16 protein-coding genes are annotated in these 13,561 nt (G+C 37.4%); 10 read left to right on the top strand and 6 right to left on the bottom strand.

Going from position 1 to position 13,561, the window contains the following annotated elements:
- Window positions 1–63: 63 nt before the first annotated feature.
- Window positions 64–900, bottom strand: coding sequence for a L,D-transpeptidase (locus Q0X66_RS13855; protein WP_297707390.1), 837 nt, complete (start codon window positions 898–900; stop codon window positions 64–66).
- 283 nt (window positions 901–1,183) lie between these two features.
- Between Q0X66_RS13855 and Q0X66_RS13850 the strand changes: the two genes are divergently transcribed.
- From Q0X66_RS13850 to Q0X66_RS13840, 3 genes are read left to right on the top strand one after another with little or no spacing between them, the layout of a single operon-like run.
- The gene (locus Q0X66_RS13850; protein WP_297707388.1) at window positions 1,184–1,966 is read left to right on the top strand and encodes an ABC transporter permease; all 783 of its coding nucleotides are present in this window, start codon (window positions 1,184–1,186) and stop codon (window positions 1,964–1,966) included.
- Entirely contained in the window at window positions 1,966–2,745 is a 780-nt protein-coding gene (locus Q0X66_RS13845) for an ATP-binding cassette domain-containing protein (RefSeq protein ID WP_297707386.1), read from the top strand. Before Q0X66_RS13850 ends, Q0X66_RS13845 begins: the two co-directional genes overlap by 1 nt.
- 4 nt (window positions 2,746–2,749) lie before the next feature.
- Entirely contained in the window at window positions 2,750–3,745 is a 996-nt protein-coding gene (locus tag Q0X66_RS13840; protein ID WP_297707384.1) for an MlaD family protein, read from the top strand.
- A 24-nt stretch (window positions 3,746–3,769) separates the two neighbouring features.
- Here the strand turns inward: Q0X66_RS13840 and Q0X66_RS13835 are convergent, their stop codons facing one another.
- From Q0X66_RS13835 to Q0X66_RS13825, 3 genes are all read right to left on the bottom strand, one after another.
- Entirely contained in the window at window positions 3,770–4,381 is a 612-nt protein-coding gene (locus Q0X66_RS13835) for a GyrI-like domain-containing protein (protein ID WP_297707382.1), read from the bottom strand.
- A gap of 83 nt (window positions 4,382–4,464) precedes the next feature.
- Window positions 4,465–5,064, bottom strand: a complete 600-nt coding sequence (locus tag Q0X66_RS13830; RefSeq protein ID WP_297707380.1) for a CDP-alcohol phosphatidyltransferase family protein — start codon at window positions 5,062–5,064, stop codon at window positions 4,465–4,467.
- Between the two features lie 72 nt (window positions 5,065–5,136).
- Window positions 5,137–5,502 carry a hypothetical protein gene (locus tag Q0X66_RS13825; RefSeq protein WP_297707378.1) on the bottom strand — a complete coding sequence of 122 codons (366 nt, stop codon included), beginning with the start codon at window positions 5,500–5,502 and terminating at the stop codon, window positions 5,137–5,139.
- Window positions 5,503–5,670: 168 nt separating this feature from the next.
- Here Q0X66_RS13825 and Q0X66_RS13820 point away from each other — a divergent pair, with 168 nt between their 5' ends.
- Window positions 5,671–6,525 carry a universal stress protein gene (locus tag Q0X66_RS13820; RefSeq protein WP_297707375.1) on the top strand — a complete coding sequence of 285 codons (855 nt, stop codon included), beginning with the start codon at window positions 5,671–5,673 and terminating at the stop codon, window positions 6,523–6,525.
- 106 nt (window positions 6,526–6,631) lie between these two features.
- Here Q0X66_RS13820 and Q0X66_RS13815 read toward each other — a convergent pair whose 3' ends face one another.
- Window positions 6,632–7,804: a hypothetical protein gene (locus Q0X66_RS13815; RefSeq protein ID WP_297707373.1), complete on the bottom strand. Its 1,173-nt coding sequence runs from the start codon at window positions 7,802–7,804 to the stop codon at window positions 6,632–6,634.
- A 73-nt stretch (window positions 7,805–7,877) separates the two neighbouring features.
- Complete coding sequence (locus Q0X66_RS13810) at window positions 7,878–8,975, bottom strand: site-2 protease family protein (RefSeq protein ID WP_297707371.1); 1,098 nt, start codon at window positions 8,973–8,975, stop codon at window positions 7,878–7,880.
- A 115-nt stretch (window positions 8,976–9,090) separates the two neighbouring features.
- Here Q0X66_RS13810 and Q0X66_RS13805 point away from each other — a divergent pair, with 115 nt between their 5' ends.
- The 6 genes from Q0X66_RS13805 to Q0X66_RS13780 form a co-directional block, all read left to right on the top strand.
- Window positions 9,091–9,702 carry a flavin reductase gene (locus Q0X66_RS13805; protein WP_297707369.1) on the top strand — a complete coding sequence of 204 codons (612 nt, stop codon included), beginning with the start codon at window positions 9,091–9,093 and terminating at the stop codon, window positions 9,700–9,702.
- Window positions 9,699–10,874: a M20 family metallopeptidase gene (locus tag Q0X66_RS13800; RefSeq protein ID WP_297707367.1), complete on the top strand. Its 1,176-nt coding sequence runs from the start codon at window positions 9,699–9,701 to the stop codon at window positions 10,872–10,874. The genes Q0X66_RS13805 and Q0X66_RS13800 overlap by 4 nt, the downstream gene beginning before the upstream one ends.
- Complete coding sequence (locus Q0X66_RS13795) at window positions 10,871–11,914, top strand: hypothetical protein (protein ID WP_297707365.1); 1,044 nt, start codon at window positions 10,871–10,873, stop codon at window positions 11,912–11,914. Before Q0X66_RS13800 ends, Q0X66_RS13795 begins: the two co-directional genes overlap by 4 nt.
- Window positions 11,915–11,996: 82 nt before the next feature.
- Window positions 11,997–12,290 (top strand): zinc ribbon domain-containing protein, encoded by a 294-nt coding sequence (locus Q0X66_RS13790; protein ID WP_297707363.1) that lies wholly within the window; start codon window positions 11,997–11,999, stop codon window positions 12,288–12,290.
- A 16-nt stretch (window positions 12,291–12,306) separates the two neighbouring features.
- Window positions 12,307–13,032 carry a hypothetical protein gene (locus Q0X66_RS13785; protein ID WP_297707361.1) on the top strand — a complete coding sequence of 242 codons (726 nt, stop codon included), beginning with the start codon at window positions 12,307–12,309 and terminating at the stop codon, window positions 13,030–13,032.
- A gap of 46 nt (window positions 13,033–13,078) precedes the next feature.
- On the top strand, window positions 13,079–13,561 hold a 483-nt coding region (locus Q0X66_RS13780), incomplete at its 3' end, for a hypothetical protein (RefSeq protein WP_297707359.1).

Raw genomic sequence — 13,561 nt, 5'->3', positions numbered from 1 at the left:
GATTTGACATTCAACGGTCCTTCTATTCGTGTTATAGGTAATTTTTAAACCCAAAGAGAAAATCTATTTGTAAATATCTTTCAGTTTAACTTTATCGCCCTTAACTTTAGTTATTTCCAAATCGTAACGGATTGTAATGGCAGTTCCCAGCGGTGCATAATAGTAAATGACCCATGCATCAGATTCTCTGGTGCCAATACAGCCATTGGAACTGGCCTTTCCCAAAGTTTCAGGATTGGTGGTAGGATGTATCATCTGGCCATTTCTAGTCCCATTAATTTCAGTCTCAATCCACGGTATTTGTGGCATCAGGGTAGTTTTATCATCATCTCTTTTGGTTAGATAAAATCGTTTTTGGTTTACCGGATTATAAAATTTAGGGTTTCTTTCCAGGCGGACAATTTTTCCGCTACCCGTTTTGGTACGTAGGTCGGTGATTTTGTCAGCCATAGCCAAATATTTTTTTGTGTTTTTTCCAACTCTAACCGGAAAAGTAAATAGCAAAGCAGTATCCTGGTATATGCGAAGTTTAAATTCGGGGATATTCACATCAAGATGTGTTTTTTTAAAAGAATCCTTAATATGGTTTGCTGACAAGGAATCGGGGATCATAAGAGAATCCGATGATTTTAGAACTACCATTTTCCGCTGATCATAAACAAAAGAATCTCGCGCCATCATTCTATAGTAATCCGTATTGGCCAGGGTGTCAATTATCCAGGGATTGGCATGTACCAAAAGGTGTTCTGAAAGGGTATAAGGAACCACAGAGTCATAGGCATTCACAAGGGAATCCATATATTCAAAATACTCACTAATAGCCACATCACTGCTTATATGGATCCATCTGGCGGCCATAAGCTTTTTTGTTGAATCCCCTGCATGTTCAATCGAGCTCATTTGAGATACGCTCAACGGCCTAATTAAACTGATAGCAGGCTTTAAACAAGCACATATACCAAAAATAAACATCACAAGAAGGAAGACAGGTTTTATAATCATTGGTCTTGCTGTTTTAGTTCAATTTCTTTTTGTCTTAGAGTTATCTGAGACATTGTAAAATTAATGCTCATATGAAGACAATACAATGAGTAAGATCAGTCCGTACATATGACTTTTATCATTTATAACCTTTGGTATTAAGGGTATATTTGGAGTAGATAGTACATAAGGTAAATGACCCATGAGTACGGTAAAACGAAGTTTGGGTGGAATAAAACAATTCTTTATAGAGATAGGGGAGCTGTCATATTTTGCCGGCCGCTTCTTTAAAGAACTGTTCAGGCCTCCTTTTGAGTTTAAGGAGTTGCTTAGACAGTGCTATCATATGGGTAATCGTTCCCTGGTCCTGGTTCTGGTAACCGGGTTCATAATTGGGTTGGTACTTACATTACAATCAAGGCCTACCCTCATTGAGTTTGGTGCAGAATCCTGGATGCCAAATATGGTAGGGATTTCTATTGTTCGGGAACTCGGTCCCGTGATTACTGCGCTGGTTTGTGCAGGGAGAATTGCATCGGGTATCGGAGCCGAATTAGGTTCTATGCGTGTTACCGAACAAATTGATGCCATGGAAGTATCAGGGACAAATCCGTTTAAATATTTGGTTGTGACGCGAATCTTAGCAACTACTCTTATGCTGCCATTGCTTGTAATCATGGGAGACGCCATTGCGCTATACGGATCTGCACTGGTTGAAAATTTTAAGGGAAACGTCTCATTCGTGCTCTACTTTAATCGTGTTTTTGATGCATTGGACTATCGGGATTTGGTTCCTGCAACTATAAAATCTTTCTTTTTTGGTTTTGCAATTGGCCTGGTAGGCTGTTTTAAGGGCTACTACAGCAAAAAGGGTACGGCAGGGGTAGGTTTAGCGGCCAACACGGCAGTGGTTTTTACCTCCATGCTATTGTTTGTGATTGATTTTATAGCCGTTTTTATATCTGATATTTTTTACGACCTGTGATGATAGAAGAAAAAGAAAGTTTCAATAATACCGTGACCGGCGAAAGTGAAGTCATAATCCATATCAAAGATCTTTATAAGCGCTTTGGAAATAACCGTGTACTCAACGGTTTTAATATGAAATTGTACAAGGGGGAAAATTTAGTGGTTATGGGAAAATCGGGTTCCGGAAAATCTGTAATGATTAAATGCCTTGTGGGATTAATGCAACCCGATAGTGGTTATATATCGGTTATGGGAAATGAGATTAAATTATTGGATAGGGCAACCCTTGATATATTGCGATCAGAAATTGGATTTTTGTTTCAGGGCAGCGCTTTGTATGATTCTATGACAGTAAGGGAAAATTTAGAATTTCCTATGCGACGACATAAAGAGAAACTAGGTAATATCTCAGATACAACGCCTTTAGTACTTGAGGCTTTAGAGAGCGTAGGTTTGGCAGACGCTATAGATCTAATGCCGGAAGAACTTTCCGGTGGAATGAAAAGACGTGTGGCTTTGGCTCGTACCCTTATTCTCAGGCCAAAGATTATTTTGTACGATGAACCAACCAGTGGTTTGGATCCCATAACTTCGAAAGAAATTATTGAACTAATGCGAAGTATTCAAAAGAAGTATGGCACATCTTCCTTGATCATTACCCATGATGTGGACTGTGCACGTGTAATTTCAGAACGTATGATTCTACTTGTAGATGGTATTAATTATGCCGAAGGCACTTATGACGAACTCATTAAATCCAAGGACCCTAAGGTAGAAGCATTTTTTAAAAAATAACGATATGGAAAAAACAAGCTTAGAAAAATTGAGACTTGGAATTTTTGTGATTCTGGGGACAGCATTGCTTGTAATTGCTGCCTATCTGATAGGAAACAGACAAAATATGTTTGGTAACACTTTTACGGTCCATGCCGTTTTCAAAAATGTAAATGGCCTGGAAAAAGGCAATAATGTGCGTTACTCAGGAATAGGCGTAGGTACTGTAAAAGATATAGTAATGGAAAATGATTCTACGATAAATGTAGTAATGAACATTCAGGAAAATATGATAAAACATATTAAAAATGATGCCATAGCTACAATAGGCTCTGATGGCTTAGTGGGAAGTATGATTGTAAATATTGTTCCCGGAAGTGGAATGGGAGCAATTATAAAATCGGGAGATGAAATTATTTCATATAGTCGTATTGGCGCAGAAGATATGATGAGTACCTTGAATGTAACTTCTGAAAATGCAGCACTACTAACTGCCGATTTACTAAAGGTTACGGCAGCGCTTACTAAAGGAGAGGGTACTTTAGGTCGCCTGCTTAATGATACCTTAATGGCAAAAAACCTTGAACAAACCATCTTGAATCTGAAACTGGCCAGTGCCAAAGCCAATACTACATTGGAGGAAGTGAACAGATTTGTAAAAGTAGCCAACTCCGAGAATTCTGTAGTTGGGGTCTTATTACGCGACTCCCTGGCCGGACTCGAACTAAAACAAATTATTCACAATCTTGAATCGGCCAGCGACAGGATGCAGCAGATAACGTTTAATTTAGATAGTGTGGTCACTGATATTTCAGAGGGTGAAGGAGCACTAAATTACTTAACCAAAGACACCATTTTGGTACGACGGCTGGAAGCGACCATGAAAAGTATAGAAGAAGGTACAGCCAGGTTTAATGAGAATATGGAGGCCTTTAAGCATAACTTTTTAACCCGGGGTTATTACAAAAAAATGGCCAAAGAGGAACAAAAAGCTGCGAAAAAGGAGCAGAAAAAAAATTGAATGGAATTTATTTAATGCTCATTCTCATGTATAAGGCTGTCTTATTATAGTCTTCCATTTTTCGGGTGCCGCTCTTCTGATATCTGAAAGGTAGATTTCATGGTGCTTTCCGGAAAGATTGTGTCCATTATCGATAATGAAATCATGCATTTTTTTGATGGTAGGACCTTCTTCTGAAAATGGCCCTATATGTAATGTTTGTGCCGCTTTACCTTCAGAAAAAGCTTCAAAACGAATTTTGGACAATGCTTTGGGATTCTTTTTTTTTCTAACCTCCTCTATGGCAATAGCTACCAATTTTTTGGTCACAGCTTCTGGTTGCATGATCATAGCGGTCCATTTCCAATTTTCCTTTTTATTTATATCAAATTTTGACATATCGTCCACCCACCAAAGTCCTTCAAGCGGCATAACACTGTAATCAATGCCTGACTCACCTTTTTTAATCATAAATTTTAGGGTATAGGATAGGCTAAACAGAGCCTCTATAGCTTCTTTATAGGCTAAAGAGGTATTTGGATCACCTGTGCCCTCTATCATCAAAAAATTCATTTTAGGGACATCCCTGAATTCAATTTTTTTGGGAGATGGTTTGTAGAGATTTTTCAATTCTTTTTTGTAGTCAATCTTTTCCATCTTATGGTCTTTTGAAAGGTATGCTCTGTTTGTATTAAAAATAGTCAGGTTCTTATAATCGAATCTACTGATCCAACTCAGGCCTAAGAACTGTTTTGTTCAATATTAAGTCGTCTTTTGTCTTTTAAAGCCCAATAGATTCCTTTGACACCAGCAACCCATTTTTCATATAAATAAATGAGTGTTATTTCCTCAATGGTTTCTAAAACACCTACAACTATCATAGTATAGAATAACCAGTACACAGGACCAAAGAACAACAGCCAGAGTATAAAGACCCCTTGAATAACCGCGGATAATTTGGCTAGATAGGTATGAAAAGCGGTGGCCTTACCATATTTTTTAAAGGCTAGTATCATTTGCAAAATGTAGGGTACAAAAGCAATTAAAATCAGGGGGTAGTTCTCCTGCATAAAAGCAGGTTCAAATTTTATCAACCCGATTAAACCAACTATAAGGGTCATTTGATCTCCGTAAGAGTCTAATTGGGAACCGCGGGCACTGGTAATCTTAAGTTTTCTTGCTAAATAACCGTCGATTGCGTCTGTGGAATAGCTAACAAGAAGAAACCAGCTAAATAATTCTCGTTCATTAAACCAAATCAAAGCAAGCAGAAAGGGCACGGCAGCTATCCGATAGAATGAAAACCAATCTGCGATATTAAAATCTCTGAATCTTGCCATATCCTGGTATTTAAATTTTCTTATAAGTATTTTAAAAGATTTATATAATACCTAAAATCTATTACTTATAAATTATATCCTAAGGATATCCGTTGGAGTCTCTATCAATATGGTAATATTTCCTCGGAGCGCTATAGGCTGTTTCATTATTTCGGGATTGTGTCTAATCATTTTTATCCAATCATCCGAAGAGAATTCATGTGGTTCAAATTTAGAAGTATAAGCCGGATGATTTTGGTTAACCAAATCTTTTACTTCCACTCCTAAACGATCTGCCAATTCAGCAATTTGAGTTCCGGTGGGAGGTGTTTTGAGAATATCTATCTCATGTATGGGCCAACCTTCCGTTTTGGCATAAGCCAAGGTTTGTTTAGCCCTTTTAGATTTAGAACTATAAAACAGGGTGATTTGCCTGTCTGAAGTAGCTATTTCGCCCATAATCCTCGTTTTTGCTGAGTTATATAAAATTAGTTCATTTTAGCATTTGTAAAAATGACAATTGTCATATAGCCATTTTCTTACGGGATATGACTTAGGTCATTTTTTGTTGTTTTTCTTTTTAATAGATTCATCCTGTTATTTCAATTAATTCTAAATGCATATCCTATGAAAACTATACTCTGTGCCACGGATTATTCAGATAATTCAATTTCAGCACTAAAGTTGGCCAATGTGTTTCGAAAAAAACTAAAAGCCGAGCTTCATGTTGTTCATGTATTTGATATTTCAGCAACTTTTATTAGCACAGTGAGTTTGGCATATGCTCGTTTGGAGGAAGCTGCATTTAATAGTCACCGGGAAAAACTAGATTCTTTTTGTTGGAAGAACTTAAGAATGATGGAGAATGAAAAGGGTCCTGTTATTCATGTGGTTGAGAATAGTATTGAGTCAAATGGCATTATAGAAAAAGCTGAAGAAATAAACGCTGACCTTATAATTGTAGGGATGACAGGAAGTAATATTGTAAAAGATTTAATTATTGGAAGTACAGCCACTGCTCTGATCGAAAAATCTCCTTTACCTGTATTGTCTGTTCCACAAATTTCCAAACTTTCGGAACTAAGTACCATTGTATATGCAACGGCCTTTGAAGAAGCAGATGTCTTAGCTATTAAAAAGATTACTGAGTTTGCAACTGCCTTTGATACTGAAATTAAATTAATCCACGTTTCGACCAAAAAAGAATACGCCGCCGAAGATCAAATGCTTTGGTTTAAGGAGATGCTTAAGGAAAAGGTTACTTATGAAAAGATCAGTTTTGAATTTAGATTATCAGACGATGTTTTTAACACTTTAAAAGCCTATTTAAAGGAAGTAGATGCAGATATACTGGTAATGCTGGAACGAGAAGGGCATACTTTAATTCCGAATCTTTGGCATTATGATTTGGTAAAACGTATGAAATTGGAGCGACTGGTTCCATTATTAAGCTACCAAAAAAATAGTATAGGAATTTCATGATTATAAATTGCGAATCAGCTCTTTATCAGTCTGATTAAAAAGAAAGCAATAAGCAATACTTATCAAAAGACGCTACCCGAGAATCAATTCTAAACAAACATTTCGGTTAAAACCTAAGCATGGCATTCACAGGAGTGTTTTTAACAGGCATTTCTTCCTTTTCAAGAAAGTAAACATTTCCGCCTTGGAGAAAGGTAGATATGGCAGCCATATTTAATAAGGAGATATTTCGTATTTCTTTCCGGGAATCGAGAATTAAGCACCCTTTAGCACTATTATAGGTACCGAAAACATCTTCTTTTTGCTGTACAAAGAGCGTATCTATTTTTCCTTTGACAGCTGCCGGTAGAATTTCCGAGAGGTGACAGGAAGTTTTTGAAGTATGAAATTTGGCGATAAACTTAGCCAGTTTTACACGCTTTGTTGTTTCAAAATAAGAATGAATCAAACCCCAGGATTCCTTATGCAATTTATTTTTATCTTTAAATTCAGGATCTCCACTTAGATTGGTATCCCATAAATTACGGTGTGAATTTATTTTCTTGTAAACAGGATACAACTCATCGGTACATGCCAAAATCAATGGAGCCTCTTTATTTGACAGTATTTTAGTAACACCCTGATTTACTTTTCTAAAGAAGCTAACCAGTTCTTTTTTTTGGTCTTCTTTACCTTCTCCCTGGCCATGAAATGAACCGGCTGGATACATCATATGACCTGTTCTGTTTTGTAACATCTTTTGCTCAAAATCATAACCCACAACTTCTTCCAACCGTGTGGGGATTATTTTTTTTAATTGAAGATCTTGAAAGTTACTTCTGGAACCCTTATATAATTTCACATAGTCGCGGCTTAATTCCAGAAGATAATAAATACCGTCGTTGTGAAACAGGGGAAGTAAAGGAATTAAATAAAAATGATCGGCAACATAGGTTTTTGTTTCAAAGGAAAGAGGTAATTTATAGTACCTGAATCCGTTAGCTCTATCTAAAAATATGGCCAGACCTTCTGAAGGATTTCTCCAGAAACTTAGTTCGAAAATAAGATTCCGGATTGGTTCAAGAAAGGAATTTATTTTAGTTTCATGATACCCATATTCAACCAATACCGCATGTACTTTTTTCAGACAAGATTTTAAATTAGATTGCCCTAAACCTTCATTCAGTTCTTTACCTTTTTTATACATTGGCAGATATATAGAAACACAATGAGAATCAGTTATCGCCGCTAACTTTTCAAAATTAGTTTTTGTAAATGAGCTTATTAAAAAATTCTTCATAATCCTATTTTTATGCAAATTATCATATCACTAAGAAACCTGAAATGACAAGGATCAGGGGAGTAATGTTAATTCATGATTTTGCATGTAAATTTGTCTTAAGCACAAGAAATTCACTTACGTTATTTACATCTATTGCACCAACAAGTTTGTTGGTTTTATCAGTTACAGGAAAAAAGCGTTGCTTCTCTCTATTGATCATGCCAAAAAATTCTTTTAACTCATCCGTGGCTCTCATGGTCTTAAATTTTGTGTTCATAATTGCCATCACTTTAATTGAGCCATTTTGAGCATTATTAAGAATGGTTTTATGATTTAAAATACCGACTATTACCTCATTTTCTGTAACCACAAAATCCTTTTCGGTACCCGCTAATATTATCTCAAAAACATCTTCAAGACTATTTTCGGGATGCAATAGCGTAATATTAGTCAACAAGGCTTCCTGTACAAAATGGCCTTCTACCAGAGATTTCTGTTTTACCATTTGGTTTTCACTATAGGCAGCCAGGAATATAAAAAGAGCGATTAGGATCAGAAAGGGATTAAAAAAAAGACCCAGCATAAAAAAAACAACAGCTAAAGCCTGTCCCAATCCGGCTGCTATTTGGGTTGCTTTGGCCCTATCCATAGTAAATGACAATAATGCACGAAATACACGACCACCATCCATAGGAAAAGCCGGAATTAGATTAAAAACTACCAGCATTACATTGGCTATAAAAAGATAAAATAAAAGTGTCTCCAAAGTTGGCGCCGATAATAACTGCATCAAACTATCGGCATCCATGCCAAAATAATTTTTTATGGGCACGGCCAGAAACAGCAACATTGCAATTATCACGTTTACAGCGGGCCCCGCCAAAGCTACGATCAATTCTTGTCCTGGTTTTTCAGGCATTTTTTCTAAAGATGCCACACCACCAATAGGTAACAAAGTAATTTTTTTAGTATTTATATTAAATCTCCTCGCAGCCAGGGCATGTCCTAATTCATGTAGGATTACGCAAAGGAAGAGCAATAAGATTAAAATAATATTCAGCAAGGCGGTATTCGCAGTTCCGCCTCGTTGTATATCTAGAAAAACTACCCATATCAATAAAAGCGTAAAGGTCCAATGTATCTCTATTCTAATTCCGGCAATTTTTCCGAGCTTCAATACACCTTTCATTCCTTGGTTTTTTATGAAAGTATTTAGATATGGGAATTTTAACAATGACCAATGTCATTACATCATTATTATTTGAGTTGTAATTTTAGAGATAGTACCCTTCAAATCATCTCTTATGAACACATTACAACAAGATAAATATGTGCTCCTGGACAATTTAACTTCAATCTGGGATCAAATTTTCACGGTAGCCCCTTTGGTTGTAGTTGGAACAAAGGAAAGGCAAGGTTATGATCTTGCACCAAAGCATATGGCCATGCCCTTGGGTTTTGGCAAGTATTTTGGATTTGTATGTACCCCAAGACATAATACATTTAGTAATGTTTTGGCCACTGGCGGATTCACAGTTAGCTTTCCAAAACCCGACCAAATAGTCACAACATCTTTGAGTGCCAGTCCAAGAAGAGAATGTATTTCCAAATCAGAAGGCATAGTTAACGCCTTGCCTGTTTTAAAAGCACCCTCAATGGATGCGCCTATATTGGCCGACGCCTATTTTTATTTAGAGTGTGGGTTATATAAAATTATTGATGGTTTTGATGATTATAGTATTATTACAGGAACAATTAAGGCTGCCTATGCCCATCGAGATTATATGAAAGTTTCAGAAATGGACGAGCAGCAGCAAATTTTAAAAAACCCCTTACTTGCATATATTGCCCCTGGCAGGTTTGCTAAGATCACGGAAACAATTGACTTTCCCTTTCCAAAAAATTTTAAGCGATGAAAAGCCCGGAGAAAATAGTGGCCCTTACCAAAGAGTATCTGTTCGCTCATAAAGACGAAATGATCCTCTTTTTAAAGGAATTGGTTCATATTGAAACCCCCTCGGACAAAATTAATTCGCAGCACCAAATCTTGGGCTATTTAAAAGATAGATTTACTGCGATGGGTTATTTGGCATTTCACATGTACGGTAAAAATACCGGCGGCTACTTGTATGCAAGACCCAAAAATAGAAAGAAACATTTACCCCATCAGCTTTTGATAGGTCATTGCGATACCGTTTGGCCCTTAGGGACAATAGATAAAATGCCCCTATCTTACATTGAAGGCAAGATAAAAGGGCCTGGTGTTTATGATATGAAAGCTGGTATTACCCAGATTATTTTTTCCCTAATGGCTATCAGGGATATGAACATAATACCAAAGGTGGAACCTGTAATATTTATAAATTCGGACGAGGAAATAGGAAGCAGAGAGTCTACAAATGCACTTAAAAGATTAGCAAAAATTGCAAACCGGGCCTATGTTTTGGAACCTCCTTTGGGATTGAATGGAAAATTAAAAACAGCGAGAAAAGGTTTAGGCCGTTTTACAATAACCGTTCGCGGCAAGGCTGCGCATGCCGGATTAGACCCAACCAAAGGGGTGAATGCCATAGTAGAGTTATCACAGCAGGTCCAGAGGCTTTACGCTATGAATGATCTGGATAAAGGAATTTCTGTAAATATAGGTATGATCGAAGGGGGTATCTCACCCAATGTCATTGCACCTTTAAGTAAAGCTGTTATTGATGTTAGAGTTCTTAAAAAAGCAGATGGGGATGTGTTAACAAAAAAAATAAAAGCCTTAAAGCCTATACATAAGGATGTTGTAATGGAAATTGAGGGGGGTATTGGCAGGCCACCCATGGAAAAAACACCTCGTAATCAGCTTTTATGGAAAATGGCAAAAAAACAGGGACAACATTTGGGGCTGGATCTGGAAGAAGCAACTGCCGGGGGAGGTTCGGATGGCAATACAACCAGCCTTTATACTGCTACTCTGGATGGACTTGGAACCCCCGGAGATGGTGCACATGCAGCCCACGAGTATATTTTGCAAAACAAGCTAATTGAAAGAACAGCCCTTTTAACACTCTTGTTATTATTAGAACCTTTAAATAAAAAAACATGAACCAGCAATTCATTTATACATCACTAACTAGAATTTCTGATTTAGCTGAAATTGAATTCAATGTTGAAAAACTTGATAGGGATCAATGGGAAACCGGAGATTATGTTGTAAGTAAGATTCTGGATCCGGGGAGTAACACATTAAATTTAGAGCTTACCACTGGCAGAATGCGGGGAGTTATTGGAGGAGAGTCAATCGTTGGTGCACTGGGCGAGCGTTTTGCGACTCTTGAAGCCACGGGGACATGGCGTGAAGTTAAAGCCGACCTTAAGATGAATGTTCTAACCGGAGCTGGCCTGATGGGAAAACTAACCTCAAAATCTGTTTTTATACCAAATATGATGGAAGTAGATTATACCGGACACGTATCCAGAGGCGGTAACAAACTTACTATGAATGATTTTGTGGAAACTGTAGATCCAATGGCTTTTAACACACCGGTAATCCTCTTTGTAGGGACATCTATGTCTGCAGGAAAAACTACTTCTGCCAGAATTGTGACCAATCTTTTTAAGGCTGCCGGATACAATGTAGTGGGGGCAAAATTAACCGGTGCCGGACGTTATAAAGATATTCTGGCCATTAAGGATGTGGGGGCAAATGCAGTTATGGATTTTGTGGATGTTGGACTTCCATCTTCAATTTGTCCGGCAGACATTTACAAGACTAAGTTAGATCAGCTACTGAGCAAAATTGAGCATCAAAATGCCGATGTAGCCATTATTGAGATAGGTGCTTCTCCTTTAGAGCCATATAATGGTGATTTGGCTATCAACGAGTTGCGAGAACACATTAAATGTACGATTCTTAGTGCTTCGGATCCATATGCTGTATACGGATTAATGAAAGCATTCAAAATTATTCCGGACATCGTAACCGGGATTACATCCAATACACTGGCAGGAGTTAATATGGTTGAAAAACTTTGTAATGTTCAGGCACTGAATTTAATTGATTCTTCAACCACCGAGGAGCTAAAGAAGGTGCTGTCAACAAAAACGGGCTTTTCATTATCCGAAAAAAGAAACGTATATGGATAATAAGATATTAAACTGACAAATATCATACTGTATTACTCACTTAGTTTTTATCTTAGAAATGAAAAATAAAATCAGGTCAACCATGAAAATTTCAGAAAAGAATATTTGCCAGAGTTGTGGAATGGCTATGAAAAACATGATAGATTTTGGAACCGATAGAGATGGAAGTATAAATACGGAGTATTGCCACTATTGTTTTGAAGATGGAGAGTTTACTGATAGAGGGATTAGCCTTGAAGAAAAAATGGCCAGAAATATTCAAATTGCCGAAAAACTGGGAATGTCAAAAGCTACTGCATCTAAATTAGCCAGGAACACACTTCCTAAACTAAGGCGATGGCGGAAATCAAATAAAGCCAAACAAGAAAAGAAATAACGCTGAGCAACTATCGATGGGAACAGTTTCACTTAACAATCAGCGAAGAACACGCTTCACTTTCCTTCAAGTTCTGGAAGGGGTAGAGGGCATTCTTATTATTATTGCGGCCTATTTAACCCTGTTTTTTAAACCATTAAGGGACCGATGGGGTTTGAGTCGCACGGAGGCTGCTGCTTCATTTCCGGGAGATCATCTCGTCCCACAACCACGTTCAGAATTTGTTCATGCAATAGAAATAGATGCACCGGCGGGTTTTGTGTGGCCATGGATTGCGCAACTAGGGCAGGGAAGGGGTGGTTTTTACAGTTATGAGGCACTAGAAAATATAATGGGTTTACATATCTATAATTCCGATAAAATTTTACCCGAATTTCAACAACCCAAAATAGGCGATTTAATACCCTTTGGCCCAAAAGATGCTTATCCTCTTGTAATTTGTGAACATGGAAAAGCAATGGCCATTGAAAATTGGTATGATTTAAATAAAAATTCGGTTTACAATCAGGCTTTAGAATCCCCAATTAATTACTTGCATCTTAGTTGGTTGTGGATGGTTGAACCAATTGGTAAGCATAAGTCAAGATTTGTCTCGAGAAATAGAGTAGATTACATTCCTTCCTTTAAAAACAGCTTACTATTTGGACTCCTGGGCGAGCCTGTTGTATTTGCCATGGACAGGAAAATGTGCTATGGAATAAAAAGAAGAGCGGAGAATTTATACAGGACTACTCCGCGTTAGTTATTCTTTCCCTTAGGTTTTTTTAAACTCTGAATGAGACAGGATTATGAAAATAGATATACTGCCTAGAGTTCCCAGACCTTCTGTATTGCTCCTACCGCTTGCGGGAATGGGTTTGTTTGTTGTGCTATATGCTTTGGCAGCCATAAATTATCCCGGAGGTTCATGGGTGGTGATAGATCAGGAAGGATTCAACGTTTGGAATAATTATCTCTGTGATTTATTAGATCGTAATGCCATAAACGGTGAATTAAACCCTGCACGTTTTTTTGCCAGGAGTTCGCTGGGAGTACTTTGTGTGAGCCTGCTATTATTATGGTATTATTTGCCAGGGTTATTTTCGAATAAAAGCATCAATCTCATTGTTATGTGGTTGGCAGGGATTATGGCATTAGTAATTACAATGTCTCTCACATCAGGAACTCATGATATTACAGTTCGTATCGCAGGATTTTTGGGGGTAATTGCCTTTATCAGTTGTTTTGTTGAGCTGTACAAGGCGAATTATTTTTCACTTTTAATTTTGGGG

It is taken from the genome of uncultured Eudoraea sp. (assembly GCF_947260015.1).
GTDB lineage: Bacteria > Bacteroidota > Bacteroidia > Flavobacteriales > Flavobacteriaceae > Eudoraea.
The sequence above is the reverse complement of the archived record's forward strand: the minus strand, read 5'-3'. Positions and strand labels throughout refer to the sequence as shown.